Below are 16,176 nucleotides of genomic sequence, written 5' to 3' on the forward strand. Positions count from 1 at the left end.
AGGCGGCGGCGCCCCGCAGGAAGGGCCGCGCCGCCTGCAGCGCCGCGTCGCAGTCCGGCGCGAGTTCGATCAGCAGCGTCTCGGGCTCGTCCATCCCCAGCCAGAAGCTGAACGCCGTCGAGACCGCCCACATCGGGTCTGACGTGACGCGGCCGGCGGCCGCCGGCACGGCCTGGCGGGTGCAGGCCGCCACCTGCTCGACGATGGCCTGCGGTGCCCGGACGCGGGCAAGTTCTTCGGTGATGGCCTGCTCGACGGGCTGGAGCAGGAAGAACGAGACGAGCGACATCAGGATGCTGGTCATGACGGCGGGTTCCTCGACAAGGGCGGGCGCGGACGGCGTGGATCAGTCGGTGCAGAGGGTCTGGACGAGCGCCTGGCGGTGGAAGGCGGCGAGACGCTGCCGCACGAGGCCTTCGGTCGTCTGAACCCCCGCGCGGCCGAGATCGCGCAGCAGCGCCGCAACGATGTCGGCATCGCCCGGCACCTCGAAGTCGGCCCTGTGCATGCCCGCGGCGTAGCGCGCGAGATCAGGACCCTCGAGGCCGAGGAGCCCGCCGGCCCACAGGCCGGCGAGGACGTTGCGGCGCGCAATGACGTGGTCGCGGGTGTCGGAGTCGGGACACCAGTCCGGCCGGGGGGCGGGGACAGGCGCGGCGCCGGCGGCGGCGGCCTGGGAAGGGCGGCTCGGCCGCGCCGCCATGGCGATCCAGGGCGTGGCGGCAGCGGCGACCGTTGACCACTGGCCCTCGTTGGCGGTTTCGGCGTCGCGTTGCATCGGGCATTTCTCCGGGCCGGCGGACGATGTCGACAAGGGGTCCGACATCGCGAGAGCGCCGGCTCAGCACTCGCCAGAGGGGCCCGGACCAGGGGGACGCGCCGGAGATGGGGGTTCCCAGGTACCGGGCAAGACCGCGCGACAAGCTGGCGCAGGCGCGGGCTCAGGCCCTGCCGGCGAGGAGAAGGCGCAGGAGTTCGTCCGTGTCGGCGACGAGCGCCGTGGGCTGGGCAGCAGTCAGCGCCGGCAGGGTGGCGAAGCCCCAGGTGACGGCGATGCTGGCGATGCCGGCCTGCGCAGCCGCCTCGACGTCGCGCTGTTCGTCGCCGATGGCGACGGTCTCGGAGGGCGCGGCGCCGAACTCCCGCATGAGCCGGCGGAACTTCGCCGCCTTGCCGAAGAGGGACGCGCCGCCCGCGACGGCGGAGACATGGGCGGCGGTCTCCGGCCCGAGGATGCGCAGGATCGTGTCGCGGTCATTTGAGCTCGCGATGACGACCTTCAGCCCGGCGGCGGAGAGATCGGCCAGGAGTTGCGGCGTCCGGGGAAAGAGCGGAATGCGCCCGGCGTTCTCGCGGACGAGGCCACGCATGTGCGTGGCGATCAGCGGCAGCTTCCAGGTGGGAACGCCGAGGGCGCGGATCACCTCGCGGTTCGGCCGGCCGCGCAGCGCCTCGCGCTCTTCCTCGCCGATCTCGCGGAAGCCGTAGCGACGGGCGACGTCGTTCATGATGCCGAAGAACCAGTCGGCGCTGTCGGCGAGGGTGCCGTCGAAGTCGAAGATGGCGAGCCTGTAGCCGGTCATGGCGACCGGCTAGCAGCACCCTCGCAGGCGGTCAAACTCACGCCGCCGCGGGTTTCGGCTTGGCCCAGGGGCCCATGCGCCAGAGCATGATGAGCCAGATGGCGATGGTGGCGACGCCGAGCATGCCGGCGATGGGCCGGGCGAAGAAGGCGAGGAACGAGCCGTCCGACTTGATCATCGATGTGATGAAGTTCTGCTCGAACATCTCGCCGAGCACCAGGCCGAGGATAATGGGGGCGATGGGAAAGCCGTTCTCCTCCAGCATGAAGGCGAAGACGCCGAGAACGAGCATGATGATGATGCCGTAAACGGAGTTGGTCATGGCGTAGGAGCCGACGACGCAGAAGATGAGGATCATCGGCAGGAGGATGTTCTTCGGCACGCGCAGGACCTGCTTCGCCGACTTGATGATGGCCCAGCCGAGGGGGAGCATCAGGAGGTTGGCGAGGACGAAGATCATGAACACCGCGTAGATCAGCTGCGGGTTCTGCAGGAACACGGTGGGACCGGGGTTCATGCCCTTCATGTAGAGGACGCCGATCACGATGGCGGTGATGGAATCGCCGGGGATGCCGAAGACGAGCGCGGGAATCCAGGCTGCGGCGAGAGCCGAGTTGTTGGCGGCGCCAGCGTCGACGATGCCCTCGACATGGCCGGTGCCGAACTTCTCCGGCTCCTTCGAGAAGCGCTTGGAGACGGCGTAGGAGATCCAGGCGGCGATGTCGGCGCCAGCACCCGGCAGCGCGCCGATGACGACGCCGATCCCGGACCCGCGCAGGAAATTGACCCAGTACTTCCGCAGCACCCCCCCGACGCCCTTGAAGACGTTGCCGACCTGCTGGAGTGCGGCCTCGCTGGCGCCGCCCATGCTGGTGACGCCGCGGAGCAGCTCGGAGATGGCGAACATGCCGATCATCGCGGGGATGAAGCTGATCCCCTGCATGAGCTCCACCGAGCCGAAGGTGAAGCGCGGGAAGCCCGCCGCCGGATCGATGCCGATGGTGCCGAGGCCGAGGCCGATGAAGAGCGATGCGAAGCCCTTGAGGGGATCGTTGGTGGCGAGGAAGACGGCGCAGGTCAGTCCGAGGGCGGCGAGCCAGAAATATTCGAAGCTCGAGAAGGCCAGCGCGAATTCGGCGAGGGCGGGCGCGGCGAGGACGAGGATGGCGACGCCGATGAGGCCGCCGAGCACCGAGGTGACGAGGTTGGTGCCGAGGTTGAGGTCGAGCTGACCCTTCCGGCCCATCAGGTAGCTCTCGTCGGTATAGGCGGCGGAGGCCGGCGTGCCCGGCATGCGCAGCATGGCGGCGGGGATGTCGCCGGCGAAGATCGCCATGGCCGTGGCGGTGACGATGGCGCCCAGCGCCGGCACCGGATCCATGAAGAAGGTGACCGGGATGAGCAGCGCCGTCGCCATGGTGGCGGTGAGGCCGGGCATGGCGCCGACGAACATGCCGAACATCCCCGAGGCGAGGATGATCAGGATGACGTCCCAGCGGAAGACGAGGGCGAAGGCCTGGAAGAGGATGTCGACGGTCATCGGGCGCTCCTCACAGGATCCAGTCCATCAGGCCGCGCGGCAGGGGCACGCGCATCAGGCTGGCGAAGAACCAGTTGACGCCGAAGGCCGCGACCAGCGCGGTGACGACCGCCACGGGCATGCGCACCCTGAACCAGAGGAACAGCACCAGAAGCACGACGATGGTGAGGGGCACGAAGCCGATGGCGTCGAGGACGAGGATGTAGGCGAGGGCCGAGCCGAGAACGAGAAGCGCCGAGACAACGTTGGCGGGATCGCGGGCCCAGGCGGGCATGTCGGCCAGCGGCTCGCCGGCGCGCCAGGCGGCGTACCCACGGACCATCATCAACACGCCGCAGAGGATGAGGAGGACCGCGAGAAGGCGCGGGAACACCGCCGGTCCGTAGTTCTGTCCCGGAAATTCCGGAAACCTCAGCGTCAGGATGATGACGAGAACAGCGGCGGCGATCAGCATCGCCCCGCTGACGAGATCGTTGAACCGCACCGGGATGCCCTCGCCGCAGAGATGAGCGGAGCGGCCCGGGGGCCGCTCCGATGGGGATCAGGATCAGGCCGAGCGGGCGAGGCCGGCGGCCTTCATGGCGACGCCCATGGCCGTGTTGCCCTCGTCCATGAACTTGGCGAACCCGGCCGCATCCGCCCACTTCACGCCGAAGCCGCGGGCCGACATGAAGTCGCGGAACTCCTTCGAGTCGTTGATCTTCTTCAGCACCGAGGTGTACCGCTCGGCGATCGGTGCCGGCAGGTTCTTCGGCGCTGCGATGCCGCGCCAGGCGCCGACCGTGTAGTCGACCCCGATGGCCTCCTTCAGCGTCGGCACGTCGGCGAACTGCGGGTTGCGCGCCGCCGCCATGATGGCGAGCGACTTGGCGCGGCCGGCGTCCAGCATGGCCTTGGCCTCGGGCACCGAGCAGGTGACGATGTCGATGCCACCGGCGGCGAGGTCCTGCATCGCCGGGGCGGCGCCGTTGGACGGAACCCACGGCACGGCATTGGCGGGCAGGCCCATGGCACCGAGCCAGCCGACGAGGGCGAGATGCCAGATGCCGCCCTGACCCGTTCCGGAGGCCTTGAGCTTGCCGGGGTTCGCCTTGATGAAGTCGGCGAGCGTCTTGAGATCCTTGTAGGGGCCGGAGGCGGAGACCTGCACGCCCGGCGGATCCTCGTTCATCAGCGCGAGGGGCGTGTAGCTGTCGGGCTTCAGCTGGGTGAGGCCCTGCCAGTGCATCATCGAGATCTCGACGGTGATCATGCCGATCGTGTAGCCGTCGGCGGCGGCGGTCGCGATGGCCGAGTGGCCGACGACGCCGGAGCCGCCCGTGCGGTTCACGACGTTCACCGGCTGGCCGAATTCCTTCTCCATCAGCGAGCCGACGATGCGGGCCGTGGCGTCGGTGCCGCCGCCGGCGCCCCACGGCACCACCAGCGTGATCGGGCGGGCCGGAAAGCTCTGGGCGAGGGCGGGGGCGGAGAGCTGCGAGGCGAGGCCGAGGCCGGCGGCGCCGGCCATGAGGTGACGACGCGTGAAGTCAGTCATGGTTATCCTCCCGAGATCGAATGAGGCCGGTTGATCCGGTCCTTGTCTGTGATCACGGAAAGCTGCACCGGAACGGCGGGCAGTTCAACCGTTTCGATTGACCGAATTTGCGGCGGCAAGGGAGGGTTGCGGGAGGCAAGCCCGCCGGCGGGTGCCCTACTCCGCCGCCTGCACGTAGCCGAGCTTGGCGTTGAGCTTGTCCATCAGGTCGATGGCGGCGTCGGCGATGGGCGTGCCGGGCGGGAAGATGGAGGAGGCGCCGGCCGCGTAGAGCGCGTCGAAGTCCTGCGGCGGGATGACGCCGCCGACGACGATCATGATGTCGTCGCGGCCCTGCTTCTCGAGCTCTGCTCTCAATTCCGGCACCAGCGTCAGGTGGCCGGCGGCGAGCGAGGAGACGCCGACGCAGTGGACGTCGTTCTCGATCGCCTGCTTGGCTGCTTCCGCCGGGGTGGCGAAGAGCGGCCCGATGTCGACGTCGAAGCCGAGGTCGGCGAAGGCGGAGGCGATGACCTTCTGGCCACGGTCGTGGCCGTCCTGGCCGACCTTGGCGACGAGGATGCGCGGGCGGCGGCCCTCGTTCTCGGCGAAGGCCTCGACCAGCGCCTGGACCTTCGAGACGTTCTCGTTCATGGCACCGACCTCGCGCTTGTAGACGCCGGAAATGGCCTTGATCTCGGCCTTGTGGCGGCCAAACACCTTCTCCATCGCGTCCGACATCTCGCCGACCGTGGCCTTGGCGCGGGCGGCGGCGATGGCGAGCGCCAGGAGATTGCCGTTGCCGGCCGCACCGGCCGTCAGGGCGTCGAGGGCGGCCTGAACTTCGGCCGGATTGCGCTCGGCGCGCAGGCGCTTCAGCTTCTCGATCTGGCTCGCCCGCACCGCGGAATTGTCGACCTTCAGCACGTCGATCGGCTTCTCGCCGTCGGGGCGGAACTTGTTGACGCCGATCACCGACTGGACGCCGGAATCGATGCGGGCCTGGGTCTTGGCGGCGGCCTCCTCGATGCGCAGCTTCGGGATGCCGGCATCAATGGCTTTCGCCATGCCGCCGAGGGCCTCGACCTCCTGGATGTGCTCGAAGGCTTTCGCCGCGAGATCGGCGGTCAGGCGCTCGACATAGAGCGAACCGCCCCAGGGGTCGATGATGCGGGTCGTGCCGCTCTCCTGCTGCAGGAAGAGCTGGGTGTTGCGGGCGATGCGGGCGGAGAAGTCGGTCGGCAGGGCCAGCGCCTCGTCGAGGGCGTTGGTGTGCAGCGACTGGGTGTGTCCCTGCGTCGCCGCCATGGCCTCGATCTGGGTGCGCACGACGTTGTTGAAGACGTCCTGCGCGGTCAGCGACCAGCCGGAGGTCTGCGAATGGGTGCGCAGGGCGAGGCTCTTGTCGCTCTTCGGGTCGAACTGCTTGACGAGTTTCGCCCAGAGGAGGCGCGCGGCGCGCAGCTTCGCCACCTCCATGAAGAAGTTCATGCCGATGGCCCAGAAGAAGGACAGGCGCGGCGCGAACTGGTCCACCGTCATGCCGGCGGCGATGCCGGCGCGGATATACTCGACGCCATCGGCGAGGGTGTAGGCGAGCTCGAGGTCCTGCGTCGCCCCGGCCTCCTGCATGTGATAGCCGGAGATCGAGATGGAATTGTACTTCGGCATCTCCTTCGCCGTGTGGGCGAAGATGTCCGAGATGATCCGCATCGAGGGCTTGGGCGGATAGATGTAGGTATTGCGGACCATGAACTCCTTGAGGATGTCGTTCTGGATGGTCCCGGAGAGCTTGGCCTGCGGCACGCCCTGCTCTTCCGCCGCGGCGATGTAGAGCGCCAGGATCGGCAGCACCGCGCCGTTCATGGTCATGGACACGCTCATCTGGTCCAGCGGGATGCCGGAGAACAGGGTGCGCATGTCGTAGATGCTGTCGATGGCGACACCCGCCATGCCGACGTCGCCCGAGACGCGGGGGTGGTCGCTGTCGTAGCCGCGGTGGGTGGCCAGATCGAAGGCCACCGACAGGCCCTTCTGACCGGCGGCGAGGTTGCGCCGGTAGAAGGCATTGGAGTCCTCGGCCGTGGAGAAGCCGGCATATTGCCGGATCGTCCAGGGCTGGTTGACGTACATGGTCGGATAGGGGCCGCGCAGGAACGGCTTGATGCCCGGATACGTGTCGAGGAAGTCGATGCCGGCAAGGTCCGCCTCGCCGTGGACCGGGCGCACGGCGATCTCCTCCGGCGTCAGCCAGGTGGCGCCCCCGGTGGCGGCCGGGGCTGCATCGGCGAAGGCGATGGTCGTGAAGTCGGGGATGCGGGTCATGGACCTCTCCCGGTCAAAAAGCGCGTTGGTGCGTCAGGGACGCGAAATCAGGGCGAAGCGCAAGCCGGCGAAACGGGTGAGTGTCACGCCGCCGGCTCGAAACGGATGACGAGCCGGGTGCCGGTCGCCTCCGCATATTTCTTCAACGTCCGCGTGGAAGGCATCGACTTGCCGCTCTCCAGCCGCGCCACCACGGACTGGGTGGTGCCCATGCGGCGGGCGATCTCCTCCTGGGTCAGGCCGGAATGGGCGCGCGCCTTGATCAGTTCCTCCACAAGGGCGAACTCGTCGGCAAGGGCGTCATATTCGGCGCGGTAGGCCGGATTTTCCGCCATCCAGCGTGCATGCAGGTCTCTCACAGCCGTCATCGCACTTCCTCCGCGCGGCGCCGCGCCAATTCAATCTCACCCCGGGGCGTCTTCTCGGTCTTCTTGACGAAGGCGCGGACCACGACGACCCTCTGCCCGCTGGCTGTCACGTAGATCGCCCGGGATATGCCGTCCCGGCCGCTCATCCGCATCTCCCAGAGCCGTCCCTCCAGATGCTTCACATAGGGCTCGCGGACTCTATCGAGACCGTGGCTGGCAATGAGGAGCGAAATGCGGGTGAAGCGCGCCCGCATGTCCAGCGGCAGCGCTTCAATCTCCGCATCCACCGTCGCGACCGACCAGGTCATGGACAGAGATCATCGCAAAAATGCGATCACCCGTCAAACGAGCGGGCGTGTCAGAGGGAGCCACGGGCCGCGCGCAGGACCTCCAGCACGTCTCCGCCGGCCTGGATGAAGCCGTCGACGCCCGCAGCCTTCAGGCTGTCCTCAAGATCGCCGGGGCGTCCGGCGAGCCAGAGCTGACGGGCGCCGGCGGCCTTCAGCGCGGTCGCGACGTCGGCAGCCTCGCTCGCGTAGAGCTCGTCGGTCGAGCAGAGGCAGGCGATCGCCGCCCCGCTCGCCCGGAAGGCGGCGACGATGGCGACAGTATCGGCGAAGGGCTCGGGGATCGGCGCGTCGAAGCCGCCGGCCTCGAAGAGGTTGCGGGCGAAGCCGGCGCGGGCCGTGAAGGCGGCGACCGGACCGATGACCGCCAGAAAGACCTTCGGGCGGGAGCCGGAGGTCGCCGCGAGCGCGTCGAGTTCGGAGCGCATCGCCTCGAAGGGCTCGGCGAGCCGGATCGGCGTCAGTGGATCGACGAAGACGGTATCGCTCTTCAACCGCGACAGGGCCGAACGGATGGCGCCGGCGCCAAAGGCCTTCACCTGTGCCTCGAAGCGCGCGCCGCCGGCCGCTTCGGGCAGGTCGATGGGGGCGACACCGCGCCGGGTCTCACGCTTCGGCGGGGCCAGCACCTCGGGAACGGCCTCGTGCACATTGGGGAATTCGGAGGCGCCGGTCAGCGGCTCGCGGCGCCTGGCGATGGCGGCCGCCCTGTCGGCCCGCACCCGGGCGACGGCGGCCTGCACGGTCCCGGCGGAGAGGGCGGCGACGATGCCCCCTGCCCCCTCCCACTCCTGGAACAGGCCCCAGGCCCGCTGGCAGAGTTCGTCGGTCAGCGCCTCAATGCCGCCGGAGCCGGCCGCGGCGTCGGCGACGCGGTGGAGATTGGATTCCTCGATGAGGATCAGCTGGGTGTTGCGGGCGATGCGCCGGGCGAAGGCGTCTGGCAGGCCGATAGCCGCCGTCCACGGCTCGACCACGACGTGGTCGGCCCCGCCGATGCCGGCCGCAAAGACCGCCGTCGTGGTGCGCAGCCAGTTCACCGCGGGATCGACCTTCGTCACCATGCGCCAGGCCGTCTCGGCGTGGAGGTCGAGGTGGGAGGGGGAGAGGCCACAGGCGGCCTCCAGCCGCGCCCAGAGCTTGCGCATGGCGCGGAGCTTGGCGGTGGAAAGGAACTGGTCGGCATCGACCGAGAGCACGACAGAGAGGGCACCCGCCGCTTCCGCCAGCGTCAGCCCTGCCGCCTCAAGCATGCGCCAATACTGCACGGCGGTGCCGAGCACATAGGCGAGTTCCTGCGCCTCGGAGCCGCCGGCGTCGTGGAGGACGCGGCCGTCGGCCACGAGCTGCGTCCCGGCGAAGCCGCGGGCGCGCAGGGCGAGGACCGCATCAGACGCCTTGGCGGCGGCGCCCTCCCAGGTCTCGAGGGTGCCGCGGCGGGCAAAGGCGCCGATCGGATCGATGCCGAAGGCGACCGTGAGGCTCTTCGGGTCGAGGCCGTCGCGCTCCGCCTTGGCCGCCAGCATGGCGGCGACGTGTCCGGCGGAGGTGCCTGCATCGAAGCGCAGGGGAATGAGATCCAGCATGACCCCGGCGAGGAGGGCGTCGAGATCGTCGAGGCCGTCGATCACCATGGCGTCGCCGCGCCGGTCGCCGATGGCGCCGCGAGTCACGACGACGAGGCCGGAGGCGCCGCCCGCGAGGTCTTCCAGCGCCTGCCCGTTGGCAGCGGCGGGATCGGGATGGTCTGCGCGCTGGGCGATGGTCCAGGCGATGCCGGGGGCCCTGCCCGCCAGCGGCGCGGCGCCGGCCTTGCGTGGATAGAGCGGCTGGACGGGAATGCCGTCGGCGGTGCGGCCGACCAGCACCTTGTCGAAGGGCTTGCCCTTGAGGACGGCATCGACGGCGGCGCGCCACTGGGCCTCGGTGGCGGGCGGAAATTCGGCGGCGAGCGCGAGCGGGGCGGCGGGCGTGGTCAAGGCTGTGGTCATGGCCCCTTCGATGCCACGACGGCGCGCCGACGGGAAGGCGTCCTTTGGGCGGAGCGCCCGTTCCGGCGCGCCGCCTTTACCGCCCATTAACCACGATCGCCGCAGAAAGGGAGCCGAACCAACAGGCTCCAGCGGGGTTTGCATGAAGGTGGTGATCCTCGCCGGCGGCGGCGGCACGCGCATGTCGGCCGACGGCGACCTCGCGCCGAAGCCCATGCTCGACATCGGCGGCCGCCCCATCCTCTGGCACATCATGCGGTCCTTCTGCCTGCAGGGCTTCGACGATTTCGTCGTCGCCGCGGGACAGCAGGCGGAGAAGATCAAGCGCTTCTTCCTCGACGAGGTGGACACCGCCGGCGACATCGCCATCGACGCCGGCAGCCGCCGGATCGACCGCACGGGCGGTTCGGACGACCACTGGCGCGTCCGCATCGTCGATACCGGCCTTCACACGGAGACGGGCGAGCGGGTGATGCGCCTGCGCGACCTGCTCCAGCGCGAGCCGTTCATCGTCACCTATGGCGACAGCGTCTCCGACGTGGACGTGAAGGCCGTCGTCGACCAGCACCGGCGCCGCGGCCACCTCGTGACGGTCACGGCGGTGCGCCCGCCCTCGCGCTTCGGCGGCATCCGCTTCGACGGTGACAAGGTGGCAGGCTTCGTCGAGAAGCCGCAGATCGGCGAGGGATGGATCAACGGCGGCTTTGCCGTCTTCGACCCCGCGGTGTTCGATCATCCGGCCCTCGCCGCGCGGGGAGCGACGCTCAACGGCCTGTTCGAGACGCTGGCGAGCGAGCGCCGGCTCGGCGCCTACCGGCACGAGGGTTTCTGGCTCGCCGCCGACACGCTGCGGGCGCTGAAACTGCTGGAAGGGCTGTGGGACAGCGGCGAGGCCCCCTGGATCAGGCCCGCCATGGCTCCGGCCACCGCCACCCACGGAATCGCCTGATGAAAGTCGTCGACTGCCACCGCGCCCGCCTCTACGACGTCGTCGCCAGCGCCTTCGCCACACTCGCCCGCCGCCCCTCCATGATCGAGCTCGGCGTCCACAAGGGCGACAACGCCACGCGGCTGATGGAGGTGCTTGGGACGCGCCACGCCGTCCTGGTCGATGCCTGGAGCGCCGAGGCGCTCGCCACCTATTCCCATTTCGACAAGCTGCCGCCCTGGATCCTGCCGCTGACCGCCTTCGAGCGCTATTTCGGCGGCAGCCTCTCCGACCAGGCGACCTTCGACCGGACCTACGAGGTGGCCCGGCAGCGTTTCGAGGGGCGCGACGACGTCGAGATCATCCGCGACGACACCATCTCCGCCTTCGCACGCATCCGCGACCGCCACGGCGACGGCGCCTTCGACTTCATCTATGTCGATGCCAACCACCAGTACGAATATGTGCTGCGCGACCTCCTCTACTACCAGCACCTGCTGGCCGAGGACGGCGTGATGATGCTCAACGACTGCTGCCACAGCCAGAAGGGCATGAACCAGAATCTCGGCGTGCTGGAGGCGGTAGGAAGCTTCATGAAGCGCGCGGATTTCGTGCCCGTCGCGCTCACCAGCACCGACATGAGCGACCTCGTCATCGCCCGTCGTGGCTCGGCCGTGGTCGCGGCCCTTGATGCGGCGCTGGACGCCACCGACATCTCCTTCGTCGAGGTCATGCCGCAGATGCTGCCGGCGGCGCATATCCGCGTCAGTCCGCAGGGGCGCGCGCGGGTGAGCTTCGCCTAGGGCCGGTCCGGCAGGCGCACCACCCCCACCGTGTCGATGCGGGCGGCGCGGTCGGCGACACGGACGCCGCCGACGACCCAGTCCGGCGCGATCTCGGCCAGCGGCACCAGCACGAAGGCCCGGTCCGTCATGCGCGGATGCGGCAGGTGCAGGTCCGGCTCGTCGAGGACCACGTCGCCATAGGCGAGGATGTCGATGTCGACCGGGCGCGGGCCCCAGCGGCGCCCGGAGGCGCGATCGCGGCCGAGGGAGGCTTCCACCGCCAGCGCGCGCTTCAGGAGATCGCGCGGGGACAGCTCCGTCGCCACCTTCAGGCAGAGATTGACGAAGGCCGGCTGGTCGGTGCCCCCCCAGGGCGGCGTCTCGTAGTCGGCGGAACGGGCGAGGAGCCGCACGGCGGCGCCGTCGCAGAAGGCCGCGACCGCACGGTCGAGTGTGTCCCGGACATCGCCGACATTGCCGCCGAGGCCGATGAGCGCTTCGGCCATCAGCCGGCGCGCCGGCGCGTCATCACCACCCCGACGTCATCGAAGATGGCGGCGATGGGCGCATGCGGCTTGTGCACCGTCACCGTCACCGCCGCGATGGGCGGGAAGGCGGAGAGGATCGCATCGGCGACGGCGCCGGCCGCCGCCTCCAGCAGCTTGAAGTTGCGCGCCTTGAAGGTGCGGACCGTGACCGCCGCGACGTCCGCATAGGAAACGGTATCGGCGAGGTGGTCGCTCGCCGCCGCCGGCGACAGGTCGAGCGCCATGTCGAGGTCGATGACGAAGCGCTGGCCGACCTCGCTCTCATGCGACAGGAGGCCGTGATGGGCGTGCACCAGCAGGCCCTTGAGAAAGATGCGGTCGGTCATGCGGCGTTCCTGATGGCGCTCGCCACCTTCAGCGCCTGCACCGTCTCGCGGACGTCGTGGGCACGAATGATGGCGGCTCCCGCCTGCATGGCGAGAAGGTGGGCGGCGAGCGAGCCGCCGATGCGCTCGTCGACCGTGGAGGGGTCGACGAGATCGATGAAGCGCTTGCGCGAGGCACCGACCAGCACGGGCAGGCCGAGGGCCTTCAGCCGGTCGAGCTTGGCCAGCGTCTCGATGCTCTGCTGCGGCGTCTTGCCGAAGCCGATGCCGGGGTCGACCGCGATGCGGTCGCGGGCGATGCCCGCGGCCTCCGCGATGGCCACCGAGCGGGCGAGGAAGGCCAGGACGTCGGCCATGATGTCGAGGTCCGGGTCGGCGCCGTCGCGGTTGTGCATGACGACGACGGGGACTTTGTTCTCGGCCACCAGCGGCGCCATAGCGGGGTCGCGCTGCAGGCCCCAGACGTCGTTGACGATGACGGCGCCCTGGTCGAGCGCCCATCGGGCGACCTCCGCCTTGATCGTGTCGATGGAGACGGGCAGGCCGAGCTTCACCACCTCCGGCAGGACCGGGGCGAGACGGGCAATCTCCTCGTCGCGGCCGACCGGCTCGGCGCCGCCATAGGGCCGCGTCGATTCTGCGCCGATGTCGAGGATGTCGGCGCCATCCCGCGCCATGCGCTCGGCATGGCGGATGGCGACGAGGGGGTCGAAAAAGCGCCCGGCGTCGGAGAAGGAATCCGGCGTGACGTTGAGGATGCCCATGACGGCGGGGCGGTCTCCCTTCAGGAAACGGCCGAGCGGCCCGCCGGACGGGATCGGGTCGGGGGAGTGCGATGGCGCCATGGCGCAGCCTTGGACGCCAAGCCCCCCGCGCTGTCAATACCGGGTGGGGTCTGGCGGCGCGCCGCTTCACCTCTCCCGGCGGGGAGAGGTCGCCGAGCGTGAGCGAGGCAGGTGACGGGAGAGTGGCAAACGATGGGGTCGGCCCCCTCACCCGGCCTTTGGCCGACCTCTCCCCGCCGGGGAGAGGTGAAGGGGCGGCGCATCTCTCGGCGTCTTCAAGTCGTGGATGGCCGGGCCAAGCCCAGCCATGACGTCGTGGCGCGGAGACCGCTGTCCTCAGACGAACTGCGACAGGCCCGGCGTGCCGGCGACGATGCGGCCCATGACGTCCTCGCCGGCATGCTCGCGGCCGAAGGCCATGAGTTCCTTGCCGACCGTCGAGATCTGGCCCATGTCGAGGCCCGCGCCCATCAGGTTGGCGCCGAGGCCCATGATGCCGCCGCCCATCAGGCCGCCGACCATGCCCATGAGGCCGCCACCGCCACCGCCCTCTTCGCCCTGGGCGATGAGGCCCTCGGCGCCCGGCAGGGCCGCCATCATCTGCTGCACTTCGGCCTGCGGGCCTTCCTTCTGGAGGAAGCCGAGGATCATGCCGACGGCCTTGGCGGCGAGCCCTTCGTCGAGGCCGGCAGCGGCCGCAACGCGGTTGATGAGCTCCTGAATCATGATCGTCTCCCGGCTTCGACGGCTTCGGCTGGCTGCCCCGTCGGTTGCGGCGCACTATGGCCAAGAGGCGGACGCGGGGCAAGCGACCGCCTGTTTCGCCGGGGCGCGGCCTGTGCTTTGCTCTCGCCCCGCACACCAGCCCGAGGAGGCGACCCATGACCGCCGTTCAAGCCCTGAAGCCGACGCCCGCCTACGACCGTTCCAGCGTCGAGGCGACGATCCAGCTCTATTTCGACGGGCTCTACGAATCGGACGTCGACAAGCTCGGCGCCGCCTTCCATCCGACCGCCGACCTGCGCTGGCAGGACAAGGGCGAGTTGCAGGTCCTTCCCTACCAGGACTGGCTCGACCGCGTCGCCAAGCGCCCCTCGGCCAAGGGCCAGGGCCATGCGCGCCACGACTTCGTGGTGACGGTGGACCGCTCGGACGAGAGCACCGCCTTCGTGAAGGTGCAGTGCGCGCTTCTGCCGCGCTTCTTCACCGACTATCTCGTGCTGATGAAGCTCACCGAGGGCTGGCGGATCGTGTCGAAGTCCTACCGCTTCGACGTCCGGGAGTAAGGGCCAGTGCCTCCTGCCCTTTCGGGCTGAACGAGAAAAGGGGACCCGCGGGTCCCCTTTTTTATCAGGTTGGCTTGAAAGGTCATGCGCGGGTCTGGCCCCGGACCGACGAGGAGAACGGCGCGTGTTCGCCGCCCTTGCGAGGCCGGGCCCCGCCTCAGCACATGTTCGGCTGGGCGGCGCAGGCGGTGCGAGCACGGGCGAGGTTCTCGCGCAGCTTCTCCAGTCCCACCGCGCCGACCACGACCTCGTCGCCCACCACGTAGGTCGGCGTGCCGTTGATGCGCAGCATCTCGGCGAGGCGCATGTTCTCGGCGAGCGTCGCCTGCACCTGCGGCGACTGCATGTCGCGCTGCAGGCGCGCCATGTCGGCGCCGACCTCGCGGGCGACCTCGATGGCGCGGGCACCATTGGCCTGGCCGCGGCCGCCGAGCAGCTTCTGGTGGAACTCGAGATATTTCGGCGGGGCGATCTGCATCTTCAGCGCCACGGCGACCTGCGCCGCCTCGACCGAGCCCTGGCCGAGGACTGGGAAGTCCTTCAGCACGATGCGCAGGCGCGAATCCGAGCGCAGCAGCTCCAGGGTCTCGGGCAGCGCCCTTTTGCAGAAGCCGCAGTTGTAGTCGAAGAACTCGACGAGGGTGACGTCACCCTGGGGGTTGCCGAGCACGACCTGGTTCGGCGAGCGGTAGAGCGCGTCGCGGTTGGCGGAGAAGGCGGCGGCGCGGGCGCGATCCTCGGCCTGCGCCTGGCGCTTCTCGAGCTCGACGAGCGCCTCCTGCAGAATCTCCGGGTTCTTCAGGAGGTACTCCCGGACGATGGTTTCGATGCGCGCGCGTTCCTCGGCCGTCGGCGGCGCCGACTGGGCGAGGACGGGCGCGGTCACGGCGAGAAGGGCCGCGAAGGCCGGCGCGATCAGACGCTTGAACATGGGTTGGTCCTCAGTTGCGCCGGGGGCGTTGATTGTAGATGTCTTCGGCGATCAGCCAGCCGGGCGAGCCGGTGGGCAGCGATCCCTGGGCGCGGCGGGCAAGGCCGCGCGCGGTCTGCAGGTCGCCGGAATAATAGGCGGCCTGGGCGGAAGCGAGGTCGGCCTGGCCGCGGTCGTTCTTGCGGCCGTAGGCGATGGCGAGCTGGCGATAGCCGTCGCCGGCCTCAGGCTCTCGCTGCAGGGCCAGGCGCAATTCGCGGATGGCCTCGTCGAGGGCCGCGTTGTTGCCCGAGGCCACCAGCGCGTGGCCGAGCATGATGCGGATGAGGCCGGCATTGGGCGCCAGCGACACGGCGCGCCGCAGGGACGGCAACGCCGCGGCTGGCTGGCCGGTCTCCAGCAGGATCTGCCCCTTGATCTCGTGGAAATAGGGGTTTCCGGGCTGGGAACGGATCAGATCGTCAGCCATGGCGGCGGCGCGGGTGCGGTCGCCGAAGCGGAACATCTGGATGGTGCGGGCATAGCGCGCCGGCAGCGAGGTATCCGATGGCGGATAGCGCCGGGTGATGGCGTCGGCACGGTCGAGGAAGCCGGCGAGCTTGGCGCGCGCCAGCTGGTGGCGGGCGTCCAGCGCGGGCGGGTCGGTCTTGCCGTAGTGGGGGCTGGCGCGCGCCAGCGGCTCGATGATGGCGATGCGGTCCGCCGGCATGGGGTGGCTGACCGCATAGGGATCGACGTGGCGGGCGACGAACATGGTCTCGTTCTGCAGGCGGCGGAACGTCTCGACCATGCCCTTGGCCGACTGGCCGGTGGCGTTGAGATAGTTGATGGCGGCGCGGTCGGCGGCCGCCTCCTCGCCCCGCTGGTAGGACAGGAGCGAGCGCATGCCCATGTGGGCGCCGGCGGTGATGGCGCCG

At 69.7% G+C, this 16,176-nt stretch carries 19 protein-coding genes; 3 read left to right on the forward strand and 16 right to left on the reverse strand.

The window, feature by feature from the left end:
• The 10 genes from ACT6XY_RS18885 to ACT6XY_RS18930 all read right to left on the reverse strand — a co-directional run.
• Positions 1 to 304: hypothetical protein (locus ACT6XY_RS18885; protein ID WP_444749867.1), on the reverse strand; the 304-nt coding region annotated here is incomplete at its 3' end.
• 42 nt (positions 305 to 346) lie between these two features.
• A complete protein-coding gene (locus tag ACT6XY_RS18890; RefSeq protein ID WP_444749868.1) occupies positions 347 to 778 on the reverse strand; it encodes an ATPase inhibitor subunit zeta in 432 nt (143 codons plus the stop codon).
• A gap of 163 nt (positions 779 to 941) precedes the next feature.
• Positions 942 to 1,583: an HAD hydrolase-like protein gene (locus tag ACT6XY_RS18895; RefSeq protein ID WP_444749869.1), complete on the reverse strand. Its 642-nt coding sequence runs from the start codon at positions 1,581 to 1,583 to the stop codon at positions 942 to 944.
• 37 nt (positions 1,584 to 1,620) lie between these two features.
• Positions 1,621 to 3,123 carry a tripartite tricarboxylate transporter permease gene (locus ACT6XY_RS18900; RefSeq protein ID WP_444749870.1) on the reverse strand — a complete coding sequence of 501 codons (1,503 nt, stop codon included), beginning with the start codon at positions 3,121 to 3,123 and terminating at the stop codon, positions 1,621 to 1,623.
• 10 nt (positions 3,124 to 3,133) lie between these two features.
• On the reverse strand, positions 3,134 to 3,607 hold the full coding sequence (locus tag ACT6XY_RS18905; protein WP_444749871.1) for a tripartite tricarboxylate transporter TctB family protein: 474 nt from the start codon (positions 3,605 to 3,607) through the stop codon (positions 3,134 to 3,136).
• A gap of 63 nt (positions 3,608 to 3,670) precedes the next feature.
• Positions 3,671 to 4,660 (reverse strand): Bug family tripartite tricarboxylate transporter substrate binding protein, encoded by a 990-nt coding sequence (locus ACT6XY_RS18910; protein WP_444749872.1) that lies wholly within the window; start codon positions 4,658 to 4,660, stop codon positions 3,671 to 3,673.
• A 156-nt stretch (positions 4,661 to 4,816) separates the two neighbouring features.
• Positions 4,817 to 6,964, reverse strand: coding sequence for a methylmalonyl-CoA mutase (gene scpA / locus ACT6XY_RS18915; protein WP_444749873.1), 2,148 nt, complete (start codon positions 6,962 to 6,964; stop codon positions 4,817 to 4,819).
• Positions 6,965 to 7,047: 83 nt separating this feature from the next.
• Positions 7,048 to 7,332 (reverse strand): helix-turn-helix domain-containing protein, encoded by a 285-nt coding sequence (locus ACT6XY_RS18920; RefSeq protein WP_444749874.1) that lies wholly within the window; start codon positions 7,330 to 7,332, stop codon positions 7,048 to 7,050.
• Entirely contained in the window at positions 7,329 to 7,640 is a 312-nt protein-coding gene (locus ACT6XY_RS18925; protein ID WP_444749875.1) for a type II toxin-antitoxin system RelE/ParE family toxin, read from the reverse strand. Before ACT6XY_RS18925 ends, ACT6XY_RS18920 begins: the two co-directional genes overlap by 4 nt.
• Positions 7,641 to 7,690: 50 nt before the next feature.
• Positions 7,691 to 9,670 (reverse strand): methylmalonyl-CoA mutase family protein, encoded by a 1,980-nt coding sequence (locus tag ACT6XY_RS18930; protein WP_444749876.1) that lies wholly within the window; start codon positions 9,668 to 9,670, stop codon positions 7,691 to 7,693.
• A 142-nt stretch (positions 9,671 to 9,812) separates the two neighbouring features.
• Between ACT6XY_RS18930 and ACT6XY_RS18935 the strand changes: the two genes are divergently transcribed.
• Both ACT6XY_RS18935 and ACT6XY_RS18940 read left to right on the forward strand, forming a co-directional pair.
• Positions 9,813 to 10,619: a sugar phosphate nucleotidyltransferase gene (locus ACT6XY_RS18935; protein ID WP_444749877.1), complete on the forward strand. Its 807-nt coding sequence runs from the start codon at positions 9,813 to 9,815 to the stop codon at positions 10,617 to 10,619.
• Entirely contained in the window at positions 10,619 to 11,401 is a 783-nt protein-coding gene (locus ACT6XY_RS18940) for a class I SAM-dependent methyltransferase (protein WP_444749878.1), read from the forward strand. The genes ACT6XY_RS18935 and ACT6XY_RS18940 overlap by 1 nt, the downstream gene beginning before the upstream one ends.
• On the opposite strand, the gene folK is transcribed toward ACT6XY_RS18940, so the two are convergent.
• The 4 genes from folK to ACT6XY_RS18960 form a co-directional block, all read right to left on the reverse strand.
• Positions 11,398 to 11,889 carry a 2-amino-4-hydroxy-6-hydroxymethyldihydropteridine diphosphokinase gene (gene folK / locus ACT6XY_RS18945; RefSeq protein WP_444749879.1) on the reverse strand — a complete coding sequence of 164 codons (492 nt, stop codon included), beginning with the start codon at positions 11,887 to 11,889 and terminating at the stop codon, positions 11,398 to 11,400. The two genes, ACT6XY_RS18940 and folK, sit on opposite strands and share 4 nt — an antisense overlap.
• A complete protein-coding gene (folB, locus tag ACT6XY_RS18950; protein ID WP_444749880.1) occupies positions 11,889 to 12,257 on the reverse strand; it encodes a dihydroneopterin aldolase in 369 nt (122 codons plus the stop codon). Before folB ends, folK begins: the two co-directional genes overlap by 1 nt.
• Positions 12,254 to 13,102, reverse strand: coding sequence for a dihydropteroate synthase (gene folP / locus ACT6XY_RS18955; protein WP_444749881.1), 849 nt, complete (start codon positions 13,100 to 13,102; stop codon positions 12,254 to 12,256). The genes folB and folP overlap by 4 nt, the downstream gene beginning before the upstream one ends.
• Positions 13,103 to 13,378: 276 nt before the next feature.
• Positions 13,379 to 13,765: a DUF2267 domain-containing protein gene (locus tag ACT6XY_RS18960; RefSeq protein ID WP_444749885.1), complete on the reverse strand. Its 387-nt coding sequence runs from the start codon at positions 13,763 to 13,765 to the stop codon at positions 13,379 to 13,381.
• 158 nt (positions 13,766 to 13,923) lie between these two features.
• Here ACT6XY_RS18960 and ACT6XY_RS18965 point away from each other — a divergent pair, with 158 nt between their 5' ends.
• Complete coding sequence (locus ACT6XY_RS18965; RefSeq protein WP_444749882.1) at positions 13,924 to 14,328, forward strand: nuclear transport factor 2 family protein; 405 nt, start codon at positions 13,924 to 13,926, stop codon at positions 14,326 to 14,328.
• Positions 14,329 to 14,485: 157 nt separating this feature from the next.
• Here ACT6XY_RS18965 and ACT6XY_RS18970 read toward each other — a convergent pair whose 3' ends face one another.
• Together ACT6XY_RS18970 and ACT6XY_RS18975 are read right to left on the reverse strand one after the other, a co-directional pair.
• Positions 14,486 to 15,259: a DsbA family protein gene (locus tag ACT6XY_RS18970; protein WP_444749883.1), complete on the reverse strand. Its 774-nt coding sequence runs from the start codon at positions 15,257 to 15,259 to the stop codon at positions 14,486 to 14,488.
• Between the two features lie 10 nt (positions 15,260 to 15,269).
• Positions 15,270 to 16,176 (reverse strand): M48 family metalloprotease (locus ACT6XY_RS18975; RefSeq protein ID WP_444749884.1); only part of this gene is annotated, 907 nt, incomplete at its 5' end.

Source organism: Phreatobacter sp. (genome assembly GCF_052440005.1).
Lineage (GTDB): Bacteria > Pseudomonadota > Alphaproteobacteria > Rhizobiales > Phreatobacteraceae > Phreatobacter.

Bases quoted from the DNA above. Each gene is read 5' to 3' on its own strand.
- ACT6XY_RS18890 (WP_444749868.1), bottom strand. From the start codon at position 778: ATGCAACGCGACGCCGAAACCGCCAACGAGGGCCAGTGGTCAACGGTC.
- ACT6XY_RS18895 (WP_444749869.1), bottom strand. From the start codon at position 1,583: ATGACCGGCTACAGGCTCGCCATCTTCGACTTCGACGGCACCCTCGCC.
- ACT6XY_RS18900 (WP_444749870.1), bottom strand. From the start codon at position 3,123: ATGACCGTCGACATCCTCTTCCAGGCCTTCGCCCTCGTCTTCCGCTGG.
- ACT6XY_RS18910 (WP_444749872.1), bottom strand. From the start codon at position 4,660: ATGACTGACTTCACGCGTCGTCACCTCATGGCCGGCGCCGCCGGCCTC.
- scpA (WP_444749873.1), bottom strand. From the start codon at position 6,964: ATGACCCGCATCCCCGACTTCACGACCATCGCCTTCGCCGATGCAGCC.
- ACT6XY_RS18920 (WP_444749874.1), bottom strand. From the start codon at position 7,332: ATGACGGCTGTGAGAGACCTGCATGCACGCTGGATGGCGGAAAATCCG.
- ACT6XY_RS18925 (WP_444749875.1), bottom strand. From the start codon at position 7,640: ATGACCTGGTCGGTCGCGACGGTGGATGCGGAGATTGAAGCGCTGCCG.
- ACT6XY_RS18930 (WP_444749876.1), bottom strand. From the start codon at position 9,670: ATGACCACAGCCTTGACCACGCCCGCCGCCCCGCTCGCGCTCGCCGCC.
- ACT6XY_RS18935 (WP_444749877.1), top strand. From the start codon at position 9,813: ATGAAGGTGGTGATCCTCGCCGGCGGCGGCGGCACGCGCATGTCGGCC.
- ACT6XY_RS18940 (WP_444749878.1), top strand. From the start codon at position 10,619: ATGAAAGTCGTCGACTGCCACCGCGCCCGCCTCTACGACGTCGTCGCC.
- folK (WP_444749879.1), bottom strand. From the start codon at position 11,889: ATGGCCGAAGCGCTCATCGGCCTCGGCGGCAATGTCGGCGATGTCCGG.
- folB (WP_444749880.1), bottom strand. From the start codon at position 12,257: ATGACCGACCGCATCTTTCTCAAGGGCCTGCTGGTGCACGCCCATCAC.
- folP (WP_444749881.1), bottom strand. From the start codon at position 13,102: ATGGCGCCATCGCACTCCCCCGACCCGATCCCGTCCGGCGGGCCGCTC.
- ACT6XY_RS18965 (WP_444749882.1), top strand. From the start codon at position 13,924: ATGACCGCCGTTCAAGCCCTGAAGCCGACGCCCGCCTACGACCGTTCC.
- ACT6XY_RS18970 (WP_444749883.1), bottom strand. From the start codon at position 15,259: ATGTTCAAGCGTCTGATCGCGCCGGCCTTCGCGGCCCTTCTCGCCGTG.